26 protein-coding genes and 1 pseudogene are annotated in these 25,621 nt (G+C 59.2%); 17 read left to right on the plus strand and 10 right to left on the minus strand.

Going from position 1 to position 25,621, the window contains the following annotated elements:
* Window positions 1-109: 109 nt before the first annotated feature.
* The 12 genes from AC1DIS_RS17355 to AC1DIS_RS17410 all read left to right on the plus strand — a co-directional run bounded on the left by AC1DIS_RS17355 (window position 110) and on the right by AC1DIS_RS17410 (window position 12,706).
* The gene (locus AC1DIS_RS17355) at window positions 110-1,234 is read left to right on the plus strand and encodes an ABC transporter ATP-binding protein (protein ID WP_018928861.1); all 1,125 of its coding nucleotides are present in this window, start codon (window positions 110-112) and stop codon (window positions 1,232-1,234) included.
* Window positions 1,235-1,283: 49 nt separating this feature from the next.
* A complete protein-coding gene (locus AC1DIS_RS17360) occupies window positions 1,284-2,327 on the plus strand; it encodes an ABC transporter substrate-binding protein (protein ID WP_018928862.1) in 1,044 nt (347 codons plus the stop codon).
* A gap of 120 nt (window positions 2,328-2,447) precedes the next feature.
* Window positions 2,448-3,695 (plus strand): ABC transporter permease, encoded by a 1,248-nt coding sequence (locus AC1DIS_RS17365; protein WP_018928863.1) that lies wholly within the window; start codon window positions 2,448-2,450, stop codon window positions 3,693-3,695.
* 12 nt (window positions 3,696-3,707) lie between these two features.
* Window positions 3,708-4,532: an ABC transporter permease gene (locus AC1DIS_RS17370; RefSeq protein WP_018928864.1), complete on the plus strand. Its 825-nt coding sequence runs from the start codon at window positions 3,708-3,710 to the stop codon at window positions 4,530-4,532.
* 139 nt (window positions 4,533-4,671) lie between these two features.
* Entirely contained in the window at window positions 4,672-5,820 is a 1,149-nt protein-coding gene (locus AC1DIS_RS17375) for an iron-containing alcohol dehydrogenase (protein ID WP_019580746.1), read from the plus strand.
* A gap of 91 nt (window positions 5,821-5,911) precedes the next feature.
* Window positions 5,912-6,586 carry a ribulose-phosphate 3-epimerase gene (gene rpe, locus AC1DIS_RS17380; protein WP_007941649.1) on the plus strand — a complete coding sequence of 225 codons (675 nt, stop codon included), beginning with the start codon at window positions 5,912-5,914 and terminating at the stop codon, window positions 6,584-6,586.
* Window positions 6,583-7,401, plus strand: a complete 819-nt coding sequence (locus AC1DIS_RS17385) for a phosphoglycolate phosphatase (protein WP_018928866.1) — start codon at window positions 6,583-6,585, stop codon at window positions 7,399-7,401. The genes rpe and AC1DIS_RS17385 overlap by 4 nt, the downstream gene beginning before the upstream one ends.
* 70 nt (window positions 7,402-7,471) lie before the next feature.
* Window positions 7,472-8,953, plus strand: a complete 1,482-nt coding sequence (gene trpE, locus AC1DIS_RS17390; RefSeq protein WP_018928867.1) for an anthranilate synthase component I — start codon at window positions 7,472-7,474, stop codon at window positions 8,951-8,953.
* A gap of 467 nt (window positions 8,954-9,420) precedes the next feature.
* Window positions 9,421-10,014 (plus strand): aminodeoxychorismate/anthranilate synthase component II, encoded by a 594-nt coding sequence (locus tag AC1DIS_RS17395; protein WP_018928869.1) that lies wholly within the window; start codon window positions 9,421-9,423, stop codon window positions 10,012-10,014.
* 9 nt (window positions 10,015-10,023) lie between these two features.
* Window positions 10,024-11,073, plus strand: coding sequence for an anthranilate phosphoribosyltransferase (gene trpD, locus AC1DIS_RS17400; RefSeq protein ID WP_018928870.1), 1,050 nt, complete (start codon window positions 10,024-10,026; stop codon window positions 11,071-11,073).
* On the plus strand, window positions 11,070-11,906 hold the full coding sequence (gene trpC, locus AC1DIS_RS17405) for an indole-3-glycerol phosphate synthase TrpC (RefSeq protein WP_018928871.1): 837 nt from the start codon (window positions 11,070-11,072) through the stop codon (window positions 11,904-11,906). Before trpD ends, trpC begins: the two co-directional genes overlap by 4 nt.
* 98 nt (window positions 11,907-12,004) lie before the next feature.
* Entirely contained in the window at window positions 12,005-12,706 is a 702-nt protein-coding gene (locus AC1DIS_RS17410) for a lipoate--protein ligase family protein (RefSeq protein WP_064620739.1), read from the plus strand.
* 26 nt (window positions 12,707-12,732) lie between these two features.
* On the opposite strand, the gene crp is transcribed toward AC1DIS_RS17410, so the two are convergent.
* A complete protein-coding gene (crp, locus tag AC1DIS_RS17415) occupies window positions 12,733-13,377 on the minus strand; it encodes a cAMP-activated global transcriptional regulator CRP (protein WP_018928873.1) in 645 nt (214 codons plus the stop codon).
* A gap of 248 nt (window positions 13,378-13,625) precedes the next feature.
* Here crp and AC1DIS_RS17420 point away from each other — a divergent pair, with 248 nt between their 5' ends.
* Both AC1DIS_RS17420 and speD read left to right on the plus strand, forming a co-directional pair.
* Window positions 13,626-14,048: an OsmC family protein gene (locus tag AC1DIS_RS17420; protein ID WP_007941657.1), complete on the plus strand. Its 423-nt coding sequence runs from the start codon at window positions 13,626-13,628 to the stop codon at window positions 14,046-14,048.
* Between the two features lie 238 nt (window positions 14,049-14,286).
* A complete protein-coding gene (speD, locus tag AC1DIS_RS17425; protein ID WP_018928874.1) occupies window positions 14,287-15,081 on the plus strand; it encodes an adenosylmethionine decarboxylase in 795 nt (264 codons plus the stop codon).
* Between the two features lie 93 nt (window positions 15,082-15,174).
* Here speD and coq7 read toward each other — a convergent pair whose 3' ends face one another.
* The 6 genes from coq7 to hemJ all read right to left on the minus strand — a co-directional run bounded on the left by coq7 (window position 15,175) and on the right by hemJ (window position 19,698).
* On the minus strand, window positions 15,175-15,822 hold the full coding sequence (gene coq7 / locus AC1DIS_RS17430) for a 2-polyprenyl-3-methyl-6-methoxy-1,4-benzoquinone monooxygenase (RefSeq protein WP_018928875.1): 648 nt from the start codon (window positions 15,820-15,822) through the stop codon (window positions 15,175-15,177).
* 121 nt (window positions 15,823-15,943) lie between these two features.
* Window positions 15,944-16,282: a histidine triad nucleotide-binding protein gene (locus AC1DIS_RS17435; protein ID WP_007906873.1), complete on the minus strand. Its 339-nt coding sequence runs from the start codon at window positions 16,280-16,282 to the stop codon at window positions 15,944-15,946.
* A gap of 80 nt (window positions 16,283-16,362) precedes the next feature.
* The gene (locus tag AC1DIS_RS17440; RefSeq protein ID WP_018928876.1) at window positions 16,363-17,151 is read right to left on the minus strand and encodes an SDR family NAD(P)-dependent oxidoreductase; all 789 of its coding nucleotides are present in this window, start codon (window positions 17,149-17,151) and stop codon (window positions 16,363-16,365) included.
* Window positions 17,152-17,213: 62 nt separating this feature from the next.
* Window positions 17,214-18,173, minus strand: coding sequence for a DUF805 domain-containing protein (locus AC1DIS_RS17445; RefSeq protein WP_018928877.1), 960 nt, complete (start codon window positions 18,171-18,173; stop codon window positions 17,214-17,216).
* 91 nt (window positions 18,174-18,264) lie between these two features.
* Complete coding sequence (locus tag AC1DIS_RS17450; RefSeq protein ID WP_019650353.1) at window positions 18,265-19,233, minus strand: NAD(P)H-dependent flavin oxidoreductase; 969 nt, start codon at window positions 19,231-19,233, stop codon at window positions 18,265-18,267.
* A gap of 33 nt (window positions 19,234-19,266) precedes the next feature.
* Window positions 19,267-19,698: a protoporphyrinogen oxidase HemJ gene (hemJ, locus tag AC1DIS_RS17455; RefSeq protein WP_018928879.1), complete on the minus strand. Its 432-nt coding sequence runs from the start codon at window positions 19,696-19,698 to the stop codon at window positions 19,267-19,269.
* Between the two features lie 135 nt (window positions 19,699-19,833).
* Between hemJ and argC the strand changes: the two genes are divergently transcribed.
* On the plus strand, window positions 19,834-20,868 hold the full coding sequence (argC, locus tag AC1DIS_RS17460) for an N-acetyl-gamma-glutamyl-phosphate reductase (protein WP_007941665.1): 1,035 nt from the start codon (window positions 19,834-19,836) through the stop codon (window positions 20,866-20,868).
* Between the two features lie 167 nt (window positions 20,869-21,035).
* A complete protein-coding gene (gene erpA / locus AC1DIS_RS17465) occupies window positions 21,036-21,386 on the plus strand; it encodes an iron-sulfur cluster insertion protein ErpA (RefSeq protein ID WP_007906865.1) in 351 nt (116 codons plus the stop codon).
* Window positions 21,387-21,459: 73 nt separating this feature from the next.
* Here erpA and AC1DIS_RS17470 read toward each other — a convergent pair whose 3' ends face one another.
* Together AC1DIS_RS17470 and AC1DIS_RS17475 are read right to left on the minus strand one after the other, a co-directional pair.
* Window positions 21,460-22,551 carry an anhydro-N-acetylmuramic acid kinase gene (locus AC1DIS_RS17470; RefSeq protein WP_026286625.1) on the minus strand — a complete coding sequence of 364 codons (1,092 nt, stop codon included), beginning with the start codon at window positions 22,549-22,551 and terminating at the stop codon, window positions 21,460-21,462.
* Window positions 22,552-22,554: 3 nt separating this feature from the next.
* A pseudogene (locus AC1DIS_RS17475) lies at window positions 22,555-23,973 on the minus strand (peptidoglycan DD-metalloendopeptidase family protein).
* Between the two features lie 210 nt (window positions 23,974-24,183).
* Here AC1DIS_RS17475 and tyrS point away from each other — a divergent pair.
* Window positions 24,184-25,383, plus strand: coding sequence for a tyrosine--tRNA ligase (gene tyrS, locus AC1DIS_RS17480; RefSeq protein WP_064620726.1), 1,200 nt, complete (start codon window positions 24,184-24,186; stop codon window positions 25,381-25,383).
* On the opposite strand, the gene AC1DIS_RS17485 is transcribed toward tyrS, so the two are convergent.
* Window positions 25,370-25,621, minus strand: a 252-nt coding sequence (locus tag AC1DIS_RS17485; RefSeq protein ID WP_477780989.1) for a hypothetical protein, incomplete at its 5' end; no start/stop codon positions are given. The two genes, tyrS and AC1DIS_RS17485, sit on opposite strands and share 14 nt — an antisense overlap.

Genomic DNA, 25,621 nt, shown 5'->3' on the forward strand with positions numbered 1-25,621 from the left:
CCCAACCTTCCATCCGGCTGAGGCGATTCTCTCCTGCGCCCCGATTTGCGCGGCTCCCAGCGTCCACTAGGCTTAGTCCACAGCAGTCATCAATAACAAAGGTGTGGGTATGAGCCAGGTTGATTCAAGTGCAGGGGCCAGCGATATTCTGGTCAGCTTTCGTGGAGTGCAAAAGAGCTACGACGGCGAGAACCTGATCGTCAAAGACCTCAACCTGGAAATTCGCAAAGGCGAATTCCTGACCTTGCTCGGGCCGTCCGGTTCCGGCAAAACCACCAGTCTGATGATGCTCGCCGGCTTCGAAACCCCGACCGCCGGGGAGATTCAACTGGCCGGGCGTTCCATCAACAACGTGCCACCGCACAAGCGCGACATCGGCATGGTGTTCCAGAACTACGCGTTGTTTCCGCACATGACCGTGTCCGAGAACCTGGCGTTCCCGCTGACCGTGCGCGGCTTGAACAAAAGCGACGTCAGTGACCGGGTCAAGCGTGTGCTGAGCATGGTTCAGCTCGACACCTTCGCCCAGCGCTATCCGGCGCAACTGTCCGGCGGTCAGCAGCAGCGTGTGGCCCTGGCCCGTGCCCTGGTGTTCGAACCGCAACTGGTGCTGATGGACGAACCCCTCGGCGCACTGGACAAACAACTGCGTGAACACATGCAGATGGAAATCAAACACCTGCACCAGCGCCTCGGCGTGACCGTGGTCTACGTGACCCACGACCAGGGCGAAGCCCTGACCATGTCCGACCGCGTCGCCGTATTCCACCAGGGCGAGATCCAGCAGATCGCGCCACCGCGCACGCTCTACGAAGAGCCGAAAAATACTTTCGTCGCCAACTTCATCGGCGAGAACAACCGCCTCAACGGCCGCTTGCACAGCCACACCGGTGATCGCTGCGTGGTCGAGCTCGGTCGTGGTGAAAAGGTTGAAGCACTGGCGGTCAACGTCGGCAAGACCGGCGAACCCGTCACACTGTCGATTCGTCCGGAGCGCGTGAGCCTCAATGGCTCGAGCGAGTCCTGTGTCAACCGCTTCTCGGGAAGGGTGGCGGAATTCATCTATCTGGGCGACCACGTCCGGGTTCGCCTGGAAGTCTGCGGCAAGACCGACTTCTTCGTGAAACAACCGATTGCCGAGCTCGATCCTGCGCTGGCTGTCGGCGACGTGGTACCGCTTGGCTGGCAGGTCGAACACGTTCGCGCGCTCGACCCACTTCTAGAGGCGCATTGATCGCCCCCTGCTTCACCAACACCAACCCTGCACGTGGAGAGAACAATAAATGTTGAGATCCCTGAAATTCACCGCCCTGGTCGTCGGCATGATCGGCGCGGCGCACGCGATGGCGGCTGGCCCGGACCTGACCGTGGTGTCCTTTGGCGGGGCGAACAAGGCGGCGCAGGTCAAAGCCTTCTACGCACCATGGGAAGCGGCGGGCCACGGCAAAATCGTCGCTGGCGAATACAACGGCGAAATGGCCAAGGTCAAAGCCATGGTCGACACCAAGAGCGTGTCCTGGGACCTGGTGGAAGTTGAATCGCCGGAACTGTCCCGTGGTTGCGACGAAGACATGTTCGAGCAGCTTGATCCGAAGCTGTTCGGCAAGTCTGAAGACTACGTCAAAGGCGCTATCCAGCCTTGCGGCGTGGGCTTCTTCGTGTGGTCGACCGTGCTGGCCTACAACGCCGACAAGCTGAAAACCGCTCCGACCAGTTGGGCTGATTTCTGGGACACCAAGAAATTCCCGGGCAAGCGCGGCCTGCGTAAAGGCGCCAAGTACACCCTGGAATTCGCACTGATGGCTGACGGCGTTGCGCCGAAAGACGTCTACAAAGTGCTGGCCGGCAAAGATGGCCAGGACCGCGCGTTCAAGAAACTCGATGAACTCAAGCCAAGCATCCAGTGGTGGGAAGCCGGCGCACAACCGCCGCAATACCTCGCCTCCGGTGACGTGGTCATGAGCTCGGCCTACAACGGCCGGATCGCCGCGGTACAAAAAGAAAGCAACCTGAAAGTGGTGTGGAACGGCGGCATCTACGACTTCGACGCGTGGGCGATTCCAAAAGGTCTGGACAAGACCCGTGCCGAAGCTGCGAAGAAATTCATCGCCTTCTCGGTACAGCCGCAACAGCAGAAGACCTACTCGGAAAACATCGCCTACGGCCCGGCCAACACCCAGGCAGTGCCATTGCTGTCCAAGGATGTCCTGAAAGACATGCCGACCACCCCGGAAAACATCGCCAACCAGGTGCAGATCGACGTCAGCTTCTGGGCTGACAACGGCGAGCAACTGGAGCAGCGCTTCAATTCCTGGGCTGCCAAGTAACCACAACACTGTGGGCTTGCCTCTCCTACAGGGGCTGATGTGTAGCTAACAAGAACAGAGGTGGCCTCCCAGTTATGGAGTGCCACCCTCTGTAACGATCAAAGATTTCCGGAGTACGCCATGGCTATCGCCGTTCCCGTGAACGCGGGCACCGACCCCACCTTGAAGCAGCGGCTAAAGCACGCCGAGCGAATCAACCGCTGGAAAGCACAAGCCTTGATCGCGCCGTTGGTGCTGTTTCTGTTGCTGGTGTTCCTGGTGCCGATCGTGGCGCTGCTCTACAAAAGCGTCGGTAACCCGGAAGTGGTCGGCGTGATGCCGCGCACTGTGGCAGCCATCGCCAGTTGGGATGGCCGAGGCCTGCCGGCAGAGCCTGTGTACAAGGCCGCCAGCGAAGACCTCGCCGAAGCCCGCAAGAATCAGACCTTGGGTGATTTGTCCAAGCGCTTGAACATGGAGTTGGCCGGCTACCGCAGCCTGCTGACCAAAACCGCGCGCGCCTTGCCGTTCGCCACGGAGCCTGCTTCTTATAAAGAAGCGCTGGAAGGACTCGACGAACGCTGGGGCGATCCGGCCTATTGGCAGGTGGTGCGCCGCAACACCAGTGGCGTGACGCCTTATTACCTGCTGGCCGCCGTCGATCACCGTATCGACGACCTCGGCGAACTGGCCCGGGCCACTCCCGATCAGGCGATCTACCTCGACATCTTTGCCCGTACGTTCTGGATGGGCCTGATCATCACCATGATCTGCCTGGTGCTTGCTTATCCGCTGGCCTACCTGCTGGCGAACCTGCCCTCGCGCCAAAGCAACCTGCTGATGATTCTGGTGCTGTTGCCGTTCTGGACCTCGATTCTGGTGCGGGTCGCGGCGTGGATCGTGTTGCTGCAATCGGGCGGCTTGATCAACAGCGGCCTGATGGCCATGGGCGTCATCGATAAGCCGCTGGAACTGGTGTTCAACCGCACCGGGGTCTACATCTCGATGGTGCACATCCTGCTGCCGTTCATGATTCTGCCGATCTACAGCGTGATGAAAGGTATCTCGCCGACTTACATGCGTGCGGCGATTTCCCTGGGCTGCCACCCGTTCGCCAGTTTCTGGCGGGTGTACTTCCCGCAGACCTATGCCGGTGTTGGCGCCGGTTGCCTGTTGGTGTTCATCCTCGCCATCGGCTACTACATCACCCCGGCGTTGCTGGGCAGCCCGAACGATCAGATGGTCAGTTACTTCGTCGCCTTCTACACCAACACCAGCATCAACTGGGGCATGGCGACCGCGCTCGGTGGACTGTTGCTGCTGGCGACCGTGGTGCTTTATCTGATTTACAGCTGGCTGGTGGGCGCCAGTCGCCTGCGCCTGAGCTAAGGGGAGAGTGAAATGCTGAGTCCTTATATGTCGCCCATCGAACGGGTGTGGTTCTACAGCTTGCGGATTCTCTGCGGCTTGATTTTGTTGTTCCTGATCTTGCCGGTGCTGGTGATCATTCCGCTGTCGTTCAACTCAGGGAGTTTTCTGGTCTACCCGCTGCAAGGCTTCTCGCTGCACTGGTATCAGGACTTCTTTGCCTCGGCGGAATGGATGCGTTCGTTGAAGAACAGCATGATCGTGGCTCCGGCAGCGACCGTGCTGGCGATGATCTTCGGTACGCTGGCGGCGATCGGCCTGACCCGTGGCGACTTCCCGGGCAAGGCGCTGGTGATGGCGCTGGTGATTTCGCCGATGGTGGTGCCGGTGGTGATCATTGGTGTGGCCAGTTACCTGACCTTCGCGCCACTGGGGTTCGGCAACAGCTATACCTCGTTGATCGTGGTGCACGCCGTGCTGGGCGTGCCGTTCGTGATCATCACGGTATCGGCGACCTTGCAGGGGTTCAACCAGAACCTGGTGCGGGCCGCGGCCAGCCTGGGAGCTTCGCCGCTGACGACGTTCCGCCGGGTGACCTTGCCGTTGATTGCGCCGGGGGTGATTTCCGGTGCGCTGTTTGCCTTCGCTACCTCGTTCGATGAAGTGGTGGTGACGCTGTTCCTCGCCGGTCCCGAACAAGCGACCTTGCCTCGGCAGATGTTCAGCGGCATCCGCGAAAACCTCAGCCCGACAATCGCCGCTGCCGCGACGCTGCTGATCGCATTCTCGGTGATCCTGTTGCTGACCCTGGAATGGCTGCGTGGGCGCAGCGAAAAACTGCGCACCGCCCAAGCCTGACGCCAACTGTGATCGTTCCCGCGCGAGCGTGGGAACGATCGACAGAAGCACCTCGATCATTCACCAACTTAATAGCAGACAAACCCCAATCCCCAGCTACTATTGTGCCCAGCTCCCCTATCTATAAGAGGCTGCGCACATGAGTCTTTCCTCTTTCAAAATCGCTCACAAACTGATCACCGGCGCAGGTGCCATCGAGCAACTGGCGGCCGAGCTCACACGTCTGGACATCGACAACCCGCTGATCGTCACCGATGCCGCGCTGGTCAAGTCCGGCACGGTGGAGCTGGCGCTGGCGCAGCTGGGCGAGCGCAGTTATGAGATTTTCGACCGGGTGTTGCCGGACCCGGAAATCGCCATCGTCGAAGATTGCATGCGGGTTTACCGTGAGGGTGGGCATGACGGGCTGATCGGCCTCGGCGGCGGCAGTGCCATCGATATCGCCAAGAGTGTTGCCGCCTATGCCGGTTATCACGGTGCGCTGGAGGATTTGTTCGGCATCGATCAGGTGCCGCGCAAAGGCCCGCCGCTGATCGCCATCCCGACCACCGCCGGCACCGGTTCGGAAGTGACCAACGTGGCCATCCTCTCCGACAAGGTCGCGCAGCTGAAGATGGGCATCATCAGCGATTACCTGTTGCCGGACGTGGCGCTGGTCAGCCCGCAAATGACCCTGACCTGCCCGCGCAGTGTCACCGCCGCCAGTGGCGTCGATGCGCTGGTGCACGCCATCGAGTCCTACCTGTCGCTCAACGCCTCGCCCATCACCGATGCCTTGGCCATTGGCGCGATCAAGCTGATTACCAAGGCGCTGCCCAAGGCTTACGCCAATCCCGCCCACCTGCAAGCCCGCGAAGACATGGCCACCGCCAGCCTGATGGCCGGCATGGCGTTCGGCAATGCCGGGGTCGGTGCGGTGCATGCGTTGGCGTATCCGCTGGGTGGGCGTTTCAACATTGCCCATGGTGTCAGCAATGCCTTGCTGCTGCCGTATGTCATGACCTGGAACAAGATGGCCTGCGTGGAACGCATGCAGGATATTGCCGAGGCCATGGGGGTGAAGACCGCTCATCTGAGCGCCAGTGAGGCGGCGGATAAAGCCGTGGAGGCGATGACCGAGCTGTGCGCCGCCGTGGAGATCCCGCGAGGTCTGCGCAGTTTCGGGGTGCCCGAGGAGGCGATCCCGGCCATGGCCGTGGAAGCCGCTGGCACCGAACGCCTGATGCGCAACAATCCGCGCAAGTTGAGCGCCACCGATATCGAGAAGATCTACCGAGCGGCCTACTAGGACTTGCCCCAATCATCGCAGCACGGTGCGCGCGTCAAAGCATGAGGTATACAATGCGCGCCATCGTGATTCTGCTCAGAAAAGGTGCGTCATGCAGCCCTTCGTTATTGCTCCGTCGATTCTCTCCGCCGACTTCGCCCGCCTGGGCGAGGAAGTGGACAACGTCCTGGCCGCCGGCGCCGACTTCGTGCACTTCGATGTCATGGACAACCACTACGTGCCGAACCTGACCATCGGCCCGATGGTCTGCTCCGCGCTGCGCAAGTACGGCGTGACCGCGCCGATCGACGCGCACCTGATGGTCAGCCCGGTGGACCGCATCGTCGGTGACTTCATCGAAGCCGGTGCGACCTACATCACCTTCCACCCGGAAGCCACGCTGCACGTCGACCGTTCCCTGCAACTGATCCGCGAAGGCGGCTGCAAGGCGGGCCTGGTGTTCAACCCGGCGACCCCGCTGGACGTGCTCAAGTACGTGATGGACAAGGTCGACATGATCCTGCTGATGAGCGTCAACCCGGGCTTCGGCGGGCAGAAGTTCATTCCAGCCACCCTCGACAAGCTGCGTGAGGCTCGGGCGCTGATCGATGCTTCCGGACGTGACATTCGCCTGGAAATCGACGGCGGGGTGAACGTGAACAACATTCGCGAAATCGCCGCTGCGGGCGCCGACACTTTCGTGGCCGGCTCGGCGATCTTCAATGCGCCGAACTACCAGGAAGTGATTGAAAAAATGCGCTCCGAACTGGCGCTGGCTCGCCCATGAGCGGTTTTGAGCAGCTGTTCCCGGGGCGTCTGCCGCGGCTGGTGATGTTCGATCTGGATGGCACGCTGGTCGATTCGGTCCCTGACCTCGCAGCGGCTGTGGATAACATGCTGCTCAAACTCGGGCGTGACCCGGTCGGCATCGAACCGGTGCGTGAGTGGGTCGGCAACGGCGCGCCGGTGCTGGTGCGCCGTGCACTGGCCGGCGGCATCGATCATTCATCGGTCGATGATGGCGAAGCCGAGGGTGCATTGCAGATTTTCATGGAGGCCTACGGTGAGGGGCATGAGCTGACCGTGGTCTATCCCGGTGTGCGCGACACCCTGAAATGGCTGCACAAGCAGGGCGTGGCGATGGCGCTGATCACCAACAAGCCGGAGCGCTTCGTCGCGCCGTTGCTGGATCAGATGAAGATCGGCCGTTACTTCAAATGGATCATCGGTGGCGACACCCTGCCACAACAGAAACCTGATCCGGCTGCGCTGTTTTTTGTGATGAAAATGGCCAACATTCCGGCGTCGCAATCATTGTTCGTCGGCGACTCGCGTAGCGATGTGCTGGCGGCGAAAGCGGCGGGGGTCAAATGCGTGGCCCTCAGTTACGGTTATAACCACGGTCGGCCGATTGCCGAAGAGTCGCCGGCGCTGGTGATCGATGATCTGCGCAAACTAATTCCCGGTTGCCTGGATCCGGCCGCTGAGATAACGTTGCCCGACGCTGTTCAACCCCCTGCTGGAAACGCCATCGTGGTGGTCACTCGCAAACTCTGGATGAAAGTCATCAAGGCCCTGGCCCGCTGGCGTTGGCGCGCCTGACTTGTTCCTGGCCGGCGTACCGGCGCGTTTGCATACCTGACCGTTAGACCCTCAAGCCACGAGGCACCTCATGATCCGCGAAGAATTCCTGCGTTTGGCCGCTGCCGGCTACAACCGCATCCCGCTTGCCTGCGAAACCCTGGCCGACTTCGACACGCCGCTGTCGATCTACCTGAAACTGGCCGACGAGCCGAACTCCTATCTGCTGGAATCGGTGCAGGGCGGCGAGAAGTGGGGCCGCTACTCGATCATCGGCCTGCCGTGCCGCACCGTATTGCGGGTTCACGATCACCACGTCAGCGTGACCCACGACGGCGTCGAGATCGAAAGCCACGACGTTGAAGACCCACTGGCCTTCGTCGAAGCCTTCAAGGCGCGCTATAACGTGCCGACCATTGCCGGTCTGCCGCGCTTCAACGGCGGTCTGGTCGGTTACTTCGGTTACGACTGCGTGCGTTATGTGGAGAAGCGTCTGGGCAAATGCCCGAACCCGGATCCGCTGGGCGTGCCGGACATTCTGCTGATGGTGTCCGATGCGGTGGTGGTGTTCGACAACCTCGCCGGCAAGATGCACGCGATTGTCCTGGCCGATCCGTCGCAGGAAGATGCCTTCGAACAAGGTCAGGCGCGTCTGCAAGCGCTGCTGGAACAACTCCGTCAGCCAATCACTCCGCGCCGTGGCCTGGACTTCAGCAAGCAGCAATCGGCCGATCCAGTGTTTCGTTCGAGTTTCACCCAGGACGATTACGAGAAAGCCGTCGACACCATCAAGGAATACATCCTGGCCGGTGACTGCATGCAGGTCGTGCCGTCCCAGCGCATGTCGATCGACTTCAAGGCTGCGCCTATCGATCTTTACCGGGCGCTGCGTTGCTTCAACCCGACGCCGTATATGTACTTCTTCAACTTCGGCGACTTCCACGTCGTCGGCAGTTCGCCGGAAGTGCTGGTGCGGGTCGAAGACAACCTGATCACCGTGCGCCCGATTGCTGGCACTCGCCCACGCGGGGCCAACGAAGAGGCGGACCTGGCGCTGGAAAAAGACCTGCTGTCGGACGACAAGGAAATCGCCGAGCACTTGATGCTGATCGATCTGGGCCGCAACGATACTGGGCGCGTCTCGGAAATCGGCTCGGTGAAGCTCACCGAGAAGATGGTCATCGAGCGTTATTCCAACGTGATGCACATCGTGTCTAACGTCACCGGCCAATTGAAGGCCGGGCTGACAGCGATGGACGCACTGCGGGCGATCCTGCCGGCCGGCACCTTGTCCGGCGCACCGAAGATTCGCGCGATGGAAATCATCGACGAGCTGGAACCGGTCAAGCGGGGCGTCTATGGCGGCGCGGTCGGTTACTTCGCCTGGAACGGCAACATGGACACCGCGATTGCGATTCGCACCGCCGTGATCAAGAACGGTGAACTGCATGTGCAGGCCGGTGGCGGCATCGTCGCCGACTCGGTACCGGCGCTGGAATGGGAAGAAACCCTGAACAAGCGTCGCGCGATGTTCCGCGCCGTGGCCCTGGCCGAACAAACCCCGGAAAACTGATCCACATAGAAAACGCGGTGCCTGCGAGGGCGCCGCGTTTTTTTATGCCTGTCATTCCCCTTTTAATCTTTTGATCTTGTGCTTCGGCCGCTCTCGACACCGCCAAAAAACTTCCAGCTTTTTGCCATCTGTCGCTAACCCTTCGATTGTTTCGCGAGCTGTCGCTCCGGCCATATTGCACGCTCTGCCCAGCTACGTTACTGTGCCCAGACGTATGAATGAGACCTTTCCCGTGTTGATCGTCAGCAAACTCCTGGATCAAGTCATCAAGGCACACGCCCGTTGGCGTTGGCGCGCCTGAATCTTTTCTGCCGGCCTGGCCGGACCTGTACCGCTTTGCCTTCTTTACCTGTACGAAATGCCGCTTTGCTGGTGCCACTCCAGCACCCGTCAAAGCGCAGCGCACTGCGGGTAAATCATTCGAAGGCCGTATTAAAAGTCAGTGAATTCAAGAGGTTCTTAACGCCATGTTGCTGATGATCGATAACTACGACTCTTTTACTTACAACGTTGTGCAATACCTCGGCGAGCTAGGCTCCGAGGTCAAAGTCGTGCGCAACGATGAACTCACCATTGCCGAAATCGAAGCCCTCAAGCCTGAGCGCATCGTCGTGTCTCCCGGTCCTTGCACCCCGACCGAAGCCGGTATTTCCATCGAAGCGATCAAATACTTCGCCGGCAAGCTGCCGATTCTCGGCGTTTGCCTCGGGCACCAATCCATCGGCCAGGCGTTTGGCGGCGATGTGGTCCGTGCCCGTCAGGTCATGCACGGAAAGACCAGCCCGGTATTTCACGAGGACAAGGGCGTATTCGAAGGTCTGAATCGCCCGTTGACGGTCACCCGCTACCATTCGCTGATCGTCAAGCGCGAAACCCTGCCCGATTGCCTGGAGCTGACTGCCTGGACCCAGCTCGAAGACGGCTCGGTGGATGAGATCATGGGCCTGCGTCACAAGACGCTGAACATCGAGGGTGTGCAATTCCACCCCGAGTCTATCCTCACCGAACAGGGGCACGAGCTGTTCGCCAACTTCCTCAAACAAACTGGCGGCACGCGCTAAGGACTTTCCATGGATATCAAGACAGCCCTGAGCCGTATCGTCGGCCACCTCGACCTCAGTACCGATGAAATGCGTGATGTCATGCGCGAAATCATGACCGGGCAATGCACGGACGCACAGATTGGTGCGTTCATGATGGCCATGCGCATGAAGAGCGAAAGCATCGACGAGATCGTCGGCGCCGTGACGGCGATGCGCGAGTTGGCGGACAAGGTCGAACTCAACACCCTCGACGGCGTGGTCGATGTGGTCGGCACCGGCGGCGACGGGGCCAATATCTTCAACGTCTCGACTGCTTCCTCATTCGTGGTCGCAGCGGCTGGTTGCACCGTGGCCAAGCACGGTAACCGTGCAGTGTCGGGCAAAAGCGGCAGCGCCGATTTGCTGGAAGCAGCCGGTATCTACCTGAACCTGACCCCGGTTCAGGTTGCACGCTGCATCGACAACGTCGGTATCGGTTTCATGTTTGCCCAGACTCATCACAGCGCCATGAAGCACGCCGCCGGTCCGCGCCGCGAGCTGGGCTTGCGCACCTTGTTCAACATGCTCGGCCCGCTTACGAATCCGGCCGGTGTGAAACACCAGGTGGTGGGTGTGTTCAGTCAGGCGTTGTGCCGGCCATTGGCCGAAGTCTTGCAGCGCTTGGGCAGTAAGCACGTGCTGGTGGTGCACTCCAAGGATGGCCTGGACGAGTTCAGCCTGGCGGCCCCGACCTTTGTCGCGGAGTTGAAGAATGACCAGATCACCGAGTATTGGGTCGAGCCCGAAGATCTGGGGATGAAGAGCCAGAGCCTGCACGGTCTGTCGGTGGAAAGCCCGGCGGCTTCCCTGGAACTGATTCGCGATGCCTTGGGCAAGCGCAAGACCGAGAACGGTCAGAAAGCCGCCGAGATGATCGTGCTCAATGCCGGCGCCGCGCTGTACGCCGCCGACCATGCCAGCAGTTTGAAAGAAGGCGTTGCCCTGGCGCACGATGCGCTGCACACAGGCCTCGCTCGGGAAAAACTTGAGGAGTTGGGTGCATTTACCGCGGTATTCAAAGTGGAGAATGAGGGATGAGTGTACCGACGGTTCTGGAAAAAATTCTGGCCCGCAAAGTCCAGGAAGTCGCCGAGCGTAGCGCTCGTGTGAGCCTGGCAGAGCTGGAAAACCTGGCCAAGGCGGCCGATGCACCCCGTGGTTTCGCCAAGGCATTGATCGATCAGGCCAAGAAGAAACAGCCGGCGGTGATTGCTGAAATCAAGAAAGCTTCGCCAAGCAAGGGCGTGATTCGCGAGAACTTCGTGCCTGCGGACATTGCCAGGAGTTACGAGAAGGGCGGGGCTACTTGCCTGTCGGTGCTCACCGACATCGACTACTTCCAGGGTGCGGATGCGTATCTGCAACAAGCCCGGGCGGCGTGCAAGCTGCCGGTGATCCGCAAAGACTTCATGATCGATCCGTACCAGATCATCGAGTCCCGCGCCCTGGGCGCTGATTGCGTGCTGTTGATCGTCTCCGCACTGGATGACGTGAAAATGGCCGAGCTGGCGGCCGTGGCCAAAAGTGTCGGCCTCGATGTGCTGGTGGAAGTCCACGATGGCGACGAGCTGGAGCGGGCCTTGAAAACCCTCGACACGCCGCTGGTGGGCGTGAACAACCGCAACCTGCACACCTTCGAGGTCAGCCTGGAAACCACCCTCGACTTGTTGCCGCGTATTCCGCGTAATCGTCTGGTGGTCACCGAGAGTGGCATTCTTAACCGCGCCGATGTCGAGCTGATGGAAATCAGCGACGTGTATGCGTTCCTGGTCGGCGAAGCGTTCATGCGCGCCGAAAGCCCGGGTACTGAACTGCAGCGCCTGTTCTTTCCTGAGCGCGGTGTTCCAGTGAGCGGCTCTACGCTCGACTGAACACATTTTCGCAGGCAACCCGATCCCCTGTGGGAGCGGGTTTGCCCGCGAGTAGGTCATCAAGCCCCCCAAAGACTTCATGTCTTACGGAGTCGTCCATGTCCCAGCCAACCTCTCTGACCATCGAAGCCGGCCTGCTCGCCGAACAGGACCTGTTGGCCCATGTGTGCACCGGTGATTCGGAGTTCGGCTTGCTGTTCTGGCAACCCACAGACCAGGCATTGGTCATGCCGCGCCGCTTGAATCGCTTGCCGGGTTTCGAGGCAGCGTGCGAGATATCAGCCGCTGCCGGTTGGCCGGTACTGCTGCGCGAAACCGGCGGCGAGCCGGTGCCGCAATCGGCATCGACCCTCAACATCGCGCTGGTCTACGCGCCACCGCGTAGCGAGGGCGACCAGAACCGGATCGAAACCGCCTATCGCCGACTCTGTGACCCGATTTGCCAGCTGCTTGACGAGTTGGGTGGTGTGTCGTCCCTGGGCGAAATTGAAGGCGCGTTCTGCGATGGCCGTTTCAACGTCAACCTCGATGGTCGCAAGATGGTCGGTACCGCTCAGCGCTGGCGGCAGAGCAAGGGCGGTCAGCGTCCGGTCGGGCTGGTGCACGGGGCGATGCTGATCGATAACGAGCGAGAGTCAATGGTCGCGGCGGTCAATCGTTTCAACGAAGCCTGCGGTCTGGAACAGCGGGTTCGCGCAGAAAGCCACATTGCCCTGCATGAAAAATTTGCCGCTCCTGATGCACTGGAACGGCTCGATGCGTTGTATCGCCAAATACTGGCAGAAGTGCTCGGGGCTTAAGTGTTCCAGGCTTCGGTTTTCAGAGCCTAGCGCGTACCGAAGACCACCATGGTCTTGCCTTTGACGTCGACCAGGTTGCGTTCTTCCAGATCCTTGAGCACGCGGCCGACCATCTCACGGGAACAACCGACAATCCGGCCGATCTCCTGGCGGGTCACCTTGATCTGCATGCCATCCGGGTGGGTCATGGCGTCTGGCTGCTTGCACAGCTCCAGCAGGCAGCGCGCCACGCGGCCGGTCACGTCGAAGAATGCAAGGTCGCCGACCTTGCGCGTGGTATTGCGCAGGCGTTGTGCGATTTGTCCGCTGAGCACGTAAAGAATGTCTGGATCCTGTTGAGACAACTCGCGGAATTTCGCGTAGCTGATTTCCGCGACTTCGCATTCGACTTTGGCGCGAACCCAGGCGCTGCGCTCCTGTTCCAGTCCTGCTTGCTCGAACAGACCCAGTTCACCGAAGAAGTCGCCGGAGTTGAGGTAGGCAATGATCATTTCACGGCCGTCGTCATCCTCGATCAGGATGGTCACCGAACCCTTGATGATGAAGAACAACGTGTCCGAGCGGTCGCCGGCACAAATGATGTTGCTCTTGGCGGCATAGCGACGGCGCTGGCAGTGCATCAACAGTTTGTCGAGGTTCTTGATTTTGGATATGGGGGTAATAGCAACCATGGTTGTATCCCGAAAAGACTGCACGGTGTGTTTGTTTTTTGTAGGGGGCTGGTGAAGCCTGGATTTTTTTGTTCGCTACAAGGCTGGCTAAGCGCCAGTGAATTGGCGTCAGCTTAACAGACACATTCCTTCAAGATTCGAGAATTTACCTACGACCCATACGGTTATGTCCTAGGAAGGCGAAGCGCTGCCAATCAAGGGCCCTGTGCTAAGCTGGCGACCCTTTTTTATACAGTGGAGTCTTGGCGATGAAGGCACGCATCCAATGGGCAGGCGAAGCCATGTTCCTCGGTGAATCCGGCAGCGGTCATGTCGTGGTCATGGACGGTCCGCCCGATGCCGGCGGTCGCAACCTGGGTGTCCGCCCGATGGAAATGCTCCTGCTGGGTGTTGGCGGTTGCAGCAATTTCGATGTGGTCAGCATCCTCAAGAAGTCGCGTCAGGCCGTCGAAAGCTGCGAAGCCTTCCTCGAAGCCGAGCGTGCGACCGAAGATCCGAAGGTGTTCACCAAGATCCACATGCACTTCGTGGTCAAGGGACGCGGGCTGAAAGAAGCCCAGGTCAAGCGCGCCATCGAGCTGTCGGCCGAGAAGTACTGCTCGGCCTCGATCATGCTCGGCGCGGCTGGCGTGGCGATTACCCACGACTACGAGATTATCGAGCTCGGTTGAATCGACATTCAACTATCATAAAAGCGGTGCAGACTCTGGTGATCCATAGCTGACGTCTGCATAATGCGCCACTTTTTTCAGGGCAGTGATCGGTCACCCGACAGGTCGCTTGCCTGAACAGACAACCAAAATCGCCATCGCGAAGAGGTGTTAACCGTCCTACGCAGGTGCGTCGTTCGCATCTGACGGGCATGCTTGATCACGCGGCCAGCCCGCAATACATAGAGAGTTTTTAACGGTGAAAAGCAAACTCAAGCTCCACGGGTTCAATAACCTGACAAAGACCTTGAGCTTCAACATCTATGACATCTGCTACGCGGAAACCCCGCAAGACCAGCAGGCTTACGTCGAGTACATCAATAAAGAGTACAACGCCAAGCGCCTGACGCAGATCCTCACAGAAGTTGTCGATATCATTGGTGCCAATATCCTGAACATCGCCAGTCAGGACTATGAACCCCAGGGCGCCAGCGTCACGATTCTGATCTCTGAAGAGCCGGTAACCCCCACCGACAGTCAGATTGAAGAGTCTCCGGGCCCGTTGCCCGAAATCATCCTGGCCCACCTCGACAAGAGCCACATCACGGTGCACACCTACCCGGAAATCCATCCGGTGGACGGTATCGCGACGTTCCGTGTGGACATCGACGTGTCGACCTGTGGCGTCATTTCACCGCTCAAGGCGCTCAATTTTCTGATTCACCAGTTCGATTCGGATATCGTGACTGTGGATTACCGCGTGCGCGGCTTCACCCGTGACGTTGAAGGCAAGAAACACTTCATCGACCACGAGATCAACTCGATCCAGAACTATCTCTCCGAAGACACCCGCGACGCGTACCAGATGACCGACGTGAACGTGTATCAGGAAAACCTGTTCCACACCAAAATGCTGTTGAAGAACTTCGAACTGGATAACTACCTGTTCGGCGACGCCACCAGCAACCTGTCCTCTGAGCAGCGTGCCCAGGTGACTGAGCGTGTAAAACACGAAATGCTTGAAATCTTCTACGCGCGCAACATGCCGAGCTGAGAGTTCCGAGTACAAAAAAAGGCGACTACCGCAAGGTAGTCGCCTTTTTCATTGCTGTTGTCCGCGAAGAGTCCCGATCAAACAACGCAACCGTCAGATCCGATATGTGCTCTTGGTCATCACCTTGGCCAGCAGACTCATCCCGAACTTCACCGGCGCAGGAAAACGAAACCCTCCAGCATCCAGCGCACTTTCGGCATGATGTTCTTCATCAATGCGCATCTGCTCAAGGATCGCCCGGGATTTTTCGTCCTCGGCGGGCAGTTGTTCAAGGTGTTCGTTCAGGTGTTTGCAAACCTGATGCTCGGTGGCGGCAACGAAACCCAGGCTGACTTTGTCGCTGATCAACCCGGCCACCGCGCCAATCCCGAACGACATTCCGTAGAACAGCGGATTGAGAATGCTGGTGTGGCTGCCCAACTGGTGGATGCGCTGTTCGCACCAGACCAGATGATCGATTTCTTCTTCGGCGGCATGTTCCATGGCAGCGCGCACTTGCGGCAACTTGGCGGTCAGGGCTTGACCTTGATACAGCGCCTGGGCACAGACTTCGCCGGTATGGTTGATGCGCATCAAACCGGCGACGTGCCGGGTGTCCTCGTCGTTCATTTGCGCATCCGGCTGCACGATGGCAGGCGACGGACGGTAGGGCTGACCGCTGAAGGGCAACAAAGTACGCATCGCGGCATCGGCTTGCAGCAGAAGACGGTCAATTGGCGAATAGTGACGTTGGGTAGTCATGCTGACCTCCGGGAAGAATCTCGGCGGCCAGTTTAACCCAATCGGCCGGGGAGGGTTTGCGCTGGGTCATCTGTGGCGAGGGAGCAAGCGCCCTCGCCACATAAACCGGTACTGCTTGCAATTAGCCCGGAGGCCAGTGCATCTGGCGCTGACCCAGCACGTGCATATGAATGTGATAAACGGTCTGCCCGCCCAATTCATTGCAGTTCATGACCACCCGGAAACCTTCTTCACAGCCCAGTTCCAGAGCCAGACGCTGCGCGGTGAACAGAATATGCCCGGCCAGAGCCTTATCGTCCTCGGTGAGATCGTTAAGGGTGCGCACCGGTTTCTTCGGGACCACCAGGAAATGCACGGGGGCCTGTGGGGCGATGTCGTGGAAGGCCAGTACCTGGTCGTCCTCGTAAATGATCTTCGCCGGGATTTCCCGGTTGATGATCTTGGTGAACAGAGTATCCACAGCTGTTTTCTCCGTTGTTTGGCTGGCTTGAGTGTACGCATGGGCCCTGCCTGAGCCCAGTTTTTTACCTTGAAGGCTGGTCAGCGCGGGCAGTACGCCTTATTGACCATGCCCGCGATTGTCCGGGTCAGCCAGCGCGAGCCGAGCCGTGGCAAGAAGGCGAACCAGCGATTCAGGCGACCGGGGATGATAATGGCGCGATTTTTCTCCAGGGCGCGCACGGTGTAGAGCGCGACTTCCTCTGGGCTCATCAGCAATTTGCTCTCGCCCAGCTTGTCGGTGTTCAGTTGCGCGGTGCGAAAAAACGCCGTGCGGGTCGGGCCGGGGCAGAGCACCGACACCTTGACCGCGCATTTTTTCAGTTCGACGCGCAAGCCTTCGGAGAAATTCAGCACATAAGCCTTGCTGGCGTAATAAGTGCTCATCCAGGGGCCGGGATGGAACGCCGCAACCGAGGCGACGTTCAGAATCTGCCCGCCGCCCTGCAAGGCCATGCTGTTACCAATGGCATGACACAAGCGAGTGAGGGCCAGGATGTTCACTTCGATCAGGTCCTGCTCGGTCATCCAGTCCTGGGCCAGGAATGGGCCACAGGTACCGATGCCGGCGCAGTTGACCAGCAGATCGATTTGCCGCTCACCTTCCTCCAGCTCCAGTAGAAATCCGGACAGGCGCAACGGTTCACCCAGGTCACAGGCACGAAACAAAACTTCCACGCCAAAACGTTGAGTCAGTTCAATCGCAATACTTTCCAGCTGATCACGCTGTCGGGCCACCAATAGCAGGCTGCGGCCGCGCCGGGCCAGCGCTTCGGCCATTGCCAGGCCGATGCCGCTGGAAGCGCCAGTGATCAGAGCGTAACGGGTCATGCAGTTCTCCATCGCAACAGCTCCGCGCCAGCGACGCAGGTGTCACGGGCGGGGAGCGCTGTTCATTCTTTTGCAGAGTCTACAGGGGGCTGGGCCGCTTCGGCTGCATCGTCGGTTGAATCTGCTGCCGAGTCGACTTCGACGGGCGCAGCTTCGACTTCATCGGTGGTCACGGAGCTGCTTTGATAGGCGCTATCAGTGGCGCTTTCGTACTCATCCTGAATTGCCGTGAGACCTCCGGTCAGCCCGCCAACGAACATGATCGCAATAAACACCAGCCACAATGAAGCCAGTACCCTGACTGCATTGCTGTTGGGCGGCGGCGGTGCGCCATATCGATTGGCAGTGTTGTTACCCGGCACGATCATTATCACGAACGGGAAAGCGCCCCCCACGAACGGCACAAGGTTCAACAGCCAGAGCCATCCAGACCAGCCGATATCGTGCAGGCGCTGCACACTGAACTGAATGCTGATGAACGCGAGTATCACGATCAGAATAACGGCCAGCAGACCCGCGACAATCAGGCCGGCAGTCGAGTTGGTGCTGATGAGGCCGAAGCCGAAAATGGCCAGCACCGAGCCAATGCCCAACGTCACCAGCGTCAGAGCCATTGTCCAGGCCAGAAAGCGCAGTCGGCCGATGCGGCCACTGAAACTGAATGCCTTGAGTGTGGCGAACTCCGGCAGCGCTTCGCCGACCGTGGCGCGTGGCGGAGCGTAGGGGGAATCGGGCTCTGCCGATGGCGGTGGGCTGACGTGAACGTCGGACAGGTTCAGCTCGATCGAGGGTTCGGCTTCGATTCGGGCATCGATGCCGGTTTTCGTCAGCGCCTGAAGATAAGTTTGCGCGTCGGCGTGTGACAGTTCGCGTTTGAGCGCAACCGTCCGGCCACTGAACAGGCGTTCGATGGCTGCGACATCGCTTTTGAACAGCTCGGCGAGATTGAGCTTGGCGGTGGTGGCATCAACACCGGGCAGCAAAGCACCATCGAAGACGATCTTGAAACGGTTTTCGCTCATGGCCGAGGCATCCTTGTCGCGAGAGTTGTAATGGAAAGTGTAACAAGAGGGAGTTTAAGGCCGGCCGGGTTGGGCTGGCCAAACTTTCCTGTCAGCGCGGCCAGCGCTTGGGCAGTGCTGCCGCCAGTTCCAGCGCCTTGCGGTATTCGGTGCCGAGACGTTCGACCAGTTGATCGACACTCGGCAGATCCTCGATCTCCCCGACACCCTGGCCCGCAGACCACACGGTTTTCCAGGCTTTGGCTTCATCGTTCAACGGCTTGAGCTTGGAGCCGAAGTCCACCTCGCCCTTGCTTTGCAGCGCCGCCATGTCGAAACCGGCGGCCTCCAGGCTCTGACGCATGAAGCTTGCCGGAACCCCAGACACCGCTGGAGTATGGACGATGTCCGCGGCTCTGGCAGTCAGGAGCATCTCCTTGTAGGCGTCAGGCGCATGACTTTCGGTGGTGCCGATAAATCGCGTACCGAAGTAGGCCAGATCCGCACCGAGCAATTGCGCGGCAAGAATCTCGTGGCCATGGTTCAGGCAGCCAGCCAGCAGCAGGGTCTTGTCGAAAAACTGGCGAATCTCGGCGATCAGCGAAAACGGGCTCCAGGTCCCGGCGTGACCACCGGCCCCCGCGGCAACGGCAATCAAACCGTCGACACCGGCTTCGGCGGCTTTTTCTGCGTGGCGACGGGTCGTCACGTCGTGAAACACCAGGCCACCGTAGCTGTGCACGGCATCGACCACTTCCTTCACGGCGCCGAGGCTGGTGATCACGATCGGTACTTTGTGTTCGATGCAGATCGCCAGATCCGCCTGCAATCGCGGATTGCTGTGGTGGACGATCAGGTTCACCGCGTAAGGCGCGGGGTTTTCCAGTGTCGCCAACCCTGCTTCGATTTCTTCCAGCCAGGCCTTGAACCCACTGCTCTCACGCTGGTTCAGCGCAGGGAAACTGCCCACCACGCCATTACGGCAGCAGGCGAGCACCAGCTCAGGGTTGGAGATCAGGAACATCGGTGCCGCCACCACCGGCAGTCGCAAGCGTTGTTCGAGCAGAGCGGGCAGCGACATTGGAAGTACCCCGGGTGAGCGTGTCTGTTGGATTTAAAACGGCCGGACGACGACCAGAATTACGATAGCCAGCAATATCAGAACCGGCACTTCATTGAACCAGCGATAAAAGACATGGCTGCGGGTGTTTTCGCCACGGGCAAAACGTTTTACCTGTGCGCCGCACATGTGGTGGTAGCCGATCAGGATCACCACCAGGGTCAGCTTGGCGTGCATCCACGCGCCCTGGCCGAAATAGGCGCTCGGGTTGAGGCTGATTAGCCAAATGCCGAACACCAGGGTGGCGATCATCGCTGGCCCCATGATGCCTCGGTACAGCTTGCGCTCCATGATGCTGAAGCGTTCCTTGCTGACGGTGTCTTCGCTTTGCGCGTGATAGACGAACAGGCGCGGCAGGTAAAACAGGCCGGCAAACCAGCAGACCATGCTGATGATGTGAAGCGCTTTGAGCCACAGATAAAGCATTTTTGGTTATTCCCAGGTTCACGGTAGTGAAGATAGTAGGGGGTAGAGCGCCCGCACGTCACCTTGACGGTTGTCGCAGGGCCGCGCGGCCCCTATTATCGACGGCTTTCCAGTGGGTTCGTTGAGGGCAGGTTTATGGTCAAGGTCGGTATCGTCGGCGGCACGGGTTACACCGGTGTCGAACTGCTGCGTCTGTTGGCACAGCATCCGCAGGCAGAAGTGGTGGTGATCACTTCCCGATCCGAGGCCGGCCTGGCCGTGGCCGACATGTACCCGAACCTGCGTGGCCATTACGACGGCCTGGCGTTCAGCGTTCCGGACATCAAGACCCTCGGGGCTTGCGACGTGGTGTTCTTCGCCACGCCGCACGGTGTCGCCCATGCCCTGGCGGGTGAATTGCTGGCTGCCGGAACCAAGGTCATCGACCTGTCGGCAGACTTCCGTTTGCAAGACGCCGATGAATGGGCCAAGTGGTACGGCCAGCCGCATGGTGCGCCGGAACTGCTGGAGGAAGCGGTCTACGGCTTGCCGGAAGTCAATCGCGAGCAGATCAAGCAGGCACGCCTGATTGCTGTACCGGGTTGCTACCCGACCGCGACGCAATTGGGTTTCCTGCCATTGCTCGAAGCCGGTCTGGCCGATACCACACGTTTGATCGCTGACTGCAAATCCGGTGTCAGCGGTGCGGGTCGTGGCGCTTCGGTAGGTTCGCTGTACTCCGAGACGTCGGAAAGCATGAAGGCCTACGCCGTAAAAGGTCACCGTCACTTGCCGGAAATCCGTCAGGGGCTGCGTCGTGCCGCGGGCAAGGATGTTGGTCTGACCTTCGTTCCGCACCTGACGCCGATGATTCGCGGTATTCATTCGACGCTCTACGCGACTGTCGTGGACCGCTCGGTGGATCTGCAGGCTCTGTTCGAAAAGCGTTATGCCAACGAACCGTTCGTCGACGTAATGCCAGCCGGCAGCCATCCGGAAACCCGCAGCGTGCGTGGTGCCAACGTTTGTCGTATCGCCGTGCATCGTCCGCAGGATGGTGATCTGGTGGTGGTGTTGTCGGTCATCGACAACCTGGTCAAAGGCGCGTCGGGTCAGGCTGTGCAGAACCTGAATATCCTCTTCGGTCTGGATGAGCGCCTGGGCCTTTCCCATGCGGGCATGCTGCCGTAAGGCTTTATCCGCAATGCAAAAAGGCCCGTTGAACGGGCCTTTTTGCATTCTGGTCTGACAATTGGGTTGATTGATATACCGTAACAATAGTTGACCGATTTTCTGGGAGAAGCGGATAATGCGCGTCATCACGCATTATGGCGGCGTAACGCCGGGAGATAGTCAGCATGAGCGTCGAATCCTTCACCCCCACGGCTTTGCAATTCACCCACGGTGCTGCGCACAAGGTGAAGAGCCTGGTCGATGAAGAGGGGAATGATCGCTTGAAGCTGCGCGTATTCGTTACGGGCGGCGGTTGTTCAGGGTTTCAGTACGGCTTCACCTTCGATGAAGAAGTGGCCGATGACGACACCATTGTCGAGCGCGAAGGCGTCAGCCTGGTGGTCGATCCGATGAGCTTCCAGTACCTGGCAGGTGCCGAGGTGGATTACCAGGAAGGTCTGGAAGGTTCGCGTTTCGTGATCAAAAACCCGAACGCCACCACCACGTGTGGCTGCGGCTCTTCGTTCTCGATCTGATCGCAACTCACCGCATCAACAAGCGCCGCAGGGTCTCAGGACTCTGCGGCGTTTTGCTGTCTGGAGTTAAGGTTCAGGCGGGGTAGATGGCGCCGAGAATGCGCAGGCCACGGGCGCCGGTGACGCTTGGGCGGTTGGTCGCGATACCTTCCAGGCAGCAATGAGCCAGCCAGGCAAAGGCCATGGCTTCAACCCAGTCCGGGTCTACACCATAAGCGGCAGTGCTGCTGACTTTCGCGTTCGGCAACAGGCTGGCCAACCGTTTCATCAACGTGGCGTTGTGTGCGCCACCGCCGCAGACCAGCAGCTCCCGGGTATCCGATTGAGCGCTTTGCAATGACTCGACGATGGTCAGGGCGGTCAGCTCAAGCAGTGTGGCCTGTACGTTTTCGGCTGCGAAGGTTGGCAGTTGTGACAGATGCTGCATCAGCCATGGCAGATTGAACACTTCGCGGCCAGTGCTCTTCGGGCCTTGAGTTACAAAGAACGGATCACTGAGCAGCTCATTCAACAGAGCCGGTTCAACCTTGCCGCTGGCGGCCCATTGGCCATCGCGATCGAAGTTGTCGCCGCGTTGCCGGTGAATCCAGGCATCCAGCAGGACATTCCCCGGGCCGCAGTCAAAACCCGCGACAGGCTTGCCGGGTTCGATCAGGCTGAGGTTACTGAACCCGCCGACGTTCAGCACCGCGCGGTTACCGGGCTGCTGTTCAAACAAGGCTTCGTGAAAGGCCGGAACCAATGGGGCGCCTTGTCCGCCAGCGGCTACGTCGCGGCTGCGGAAATCGCTGACCACGGTGATGCCGGTCAGCTCGGTGAGCAGCGCAGGGTTGCCGATCTGCACCGTGAACCCGCGTGCCGGTTCGTGGCGAATGGTCTGGCCGTGGCTGCCAATCGCGCGAATGTCGTCGGGCTTGAGGTTTTGTTGGTCGAGGAGGGTGTGAATGCCCTGTGCGGCCAGTTTTACCCAGTTTTGCTGGGCAATGGCGGAGCGGGCAATCTCGTCCGGACCGCTGGCGCACAAGCCAAGCAGCTCGGCGCGCAGGGATTCGGGCATGGGGATGTAATGCGTGGCGATCAGCTTGATCGCCGGGGCTTGCTCGATCAGCGCAATGTCCAGGCCATCAAGGCTAGTCCCGGACATCACACCTATATAGAGCGCCATGGCTTAGCGTTTGCTCGAAGCCAACAGGGTGGCTTTCTCTTGGTCCATACGCGCCATCAGCGGTTGGCTTTGCGCAAGGAAGCGTGAGCGTTCAGCTTTGGAGATCGGATCGGCCATCGCTACCTTCTGACCCAGCGGGTCGACGTGCACACCATTGACCTGGAACTCGTAGTGCAGGTGCGGGCCGGTGGAGAGGCCGGTGGTGCCGATGTAGCCGATCACCTGACCTTGCTTGACGCTGCCGCCAGTCTTGATGCCTTTGGCGAAGCCCTGCATGTGGCCGTACAGCGTACGGTAAGTACTGCCGTGCTGGATAATCACGGTATTGCCGTAACCGCCGCGGCGACCGGCCAACAATACCTGGCCGTCGCCGGCAGCCTTGATCGGTGTGCCGCGCGGTGCTGCGTAATCGACACCCTTGTGGGCGCGGATCTTGTTCAGGATCGGGTGCTTGCGGCCCATGGAGAATTTCGAGCTGATGCGGGCGAAGTCTACCGGAGTACGGATGAACGCCTTGCGCATGCTGTTGCCGTCAGCCGTGTAGTAGCTGCTGTTGCCTTGTTTGTTGGTGTAGCGCACAGCGGTGTAAGTCTTGCCACGGTTGGTGAAGCGCGCGGAAAGAATGGGGCCGTTACCGACGGCTTTACCGTTGACGACTTTCTGTTCATAGATCACATCGAACTCGTCACCTTGGCGAATATCCTGGGCGAAGTCGACGTCATAGCCAAACACGCTGGCCATATCCATGGTCAGGCTATGGGACAAACCGGCACGGGCTGCGGATTGCGACAGCGAACTGTTGATCACGCCATGTACGTAGGCGGTGCGAACAGTGGGCTTGGCGGTAATGCGGTTGAATGTATAACCCTTGCCGTTCTTGGTCAGGCTGATGCTTTCCGTGTCGCTGACTTTGCTGTGCAAATTGGTCAGTTGGCCGTTCGGGCCGAGTTCGAACTCGAGCTTCTGGCCATGTTTGAGCTGGCTGAACTGCTTGGCCTGCTTGTCGCTGGCCAGCACTTCATGCACCGAAGTGGCCGGAAGGCCGACTTTCTCAAACAAGGTCGAGAGAGTGTCGCCTTTGGCAACGATCACTTCCCTGTGGCCTGGCGCCTACTTTTCTTCGACGACTGGCGCGGGGGCGGCCTGGGCGGCTTCCTGAGTGTTTTCGGCGCTGTTTTCGATCTGCGCGAAAGGGGAGGCTGCCGGCTCATTTGTGGCTTGGACGACGTCGGCGGCGTCTTGATCTTGTGTCAGTTGTTCTACAGGGCTTTCCAGTTCAAGACTCAGGGTCGTCTTTTTGGCTTCAACATCACTGGAAGGAAATACCAGAAGCGCCAGGCTCAGAAGGGCGGCGATACCGCTTGCTGCGAGCAGGTGGGTCTTCGGGTAAAGCGGTGGCGCTTTAGACGATTCTTTGGTCATAAGTAATTTTGACTTTGAAAAAATGAATTGGAAAAGATGAATGACATGATGAAGACGAAATAACTGTATAAAATATAACCAAATCATCTCTGAAGCAAGCCTGCGGACGCTCTGTCCGTGGATTGGCGTCCGTGCGCCGGGCAAAACTTGTATTTGACGCCCGATCTTGTATGGTTGGTCCCCTTTGAATTCGAGTCTTGCAGGTCTGTTATGAAGTCGGTTGAAGAGCAGCTAGCGCTGATCAAACGTGGTGCAGAAGAACTGTTGGTCGAGTCCGAGCTGATCGAAAAGCTCAAACGTGGCCAGCCGCTACGTATTAAGGCAGGCTTCGATCCGACCGCGCCGGATTTGCACCTGGGTCACACCGTGCTTATTAATAAGCTGCGCCAGTTCCAGGATCTGGGCCATCAGGTGATCTTCCTTATCGGTGACTTCACCGGGATGATCGGTGATCCGAGTGGCAAGAGCGCGACACGTCCACCGCTCACTCGTGAACAGGTTCTCGAGAATGCCGAGACCTACAAGACTCAGGTCTTCAAGATTCTTGATCCGGCCAAAACCGAAGTGGCGTTCAACTCCACCTGGATGGATCAGATGGGGCCTGCTGACTTCATACGTCTGACTTCGCAATACACCGTGGCACGCATGCTCGAGCGCGATGACTTCGACAAGCGCTACACGACCAATCAGCCAATCGCCATTCACGAATTCCTCTATCCGCTGGTTCAGGGTTACGACTCGGTCGCTTTGCGCGCGGACGTCGAGCTGGGCGGTACCGATCAGAAGTTCAACCTGCTGATGGGGCGTGAACTGCAGCGTGGTTATGGTCAGGAGGCTCAATGCATTCTGACTATGCCGTTGCTCGAAGGGCTGGATGGCGTGAAGAAGATGTCCAAGTCGTTGGGCAACTATGTCGGTATCCAGGAGGCGCCGGGTGTCATGTACGGCAAGTTGGTCTCTATTCCTGATGTGCTGATGTGGCGCTACTTCGAATTGCTCAGCTTCCGCTCCATGGAAGAGATCGATGCTTTGCGGGCTGACGTCGAGGCGGGTGCGAATCCGCGTGACATCAAGATCAAGTTGGCCGAAGAGATCGTTGCGCGTTTCCATGGTGAGGAGGCTGCGGCCAATGCTCACCGTGCAGCAGGCAACCGTATGAAAGATGGCGAGCTGCCGGATGATTTGCCAGAGATCGAATTGACCGCTACCGAAGACATGCCGATCGCTGCTGTCCTTAATAAGGCGGGCCTGGTGAAGAACTCTGCCGTGGCGCGTGATCTTCTGGGTTCCGGTGGTGTGCGTATAGATGGTGAAGTTGTCGATCGCACCTTTATATATGCGCTGGGCGCGACCCACGTTTGCCAGGCGGGGAAGAAGGCATTTGCGCGTATTACGCTCAAATCCGAATAAAGCTGAAATCAGGGGTTGACGGCAGATCCTGGACGTCTATAATTCGCCCCACTTCCGGCGCAGTCGAAACGGAAAACTCCTTGGTAAACAACGAGTTACGCAGTTTTCGACAGCGGTTACGCTTCAGTTCATCGAAGCCAGAAGGAGTTGGTAGGGCAGGGTATTGTCGCCTTATTGACGATTCGATCTTCTCGGTCGAAAGCGGAGAAAAAGAGGTGTTGACAGCAGCGACTAACGC

The sequence above is a fragment of the Pseudomonas sp. 05N433 genome, from assembly GCF_056396925.1.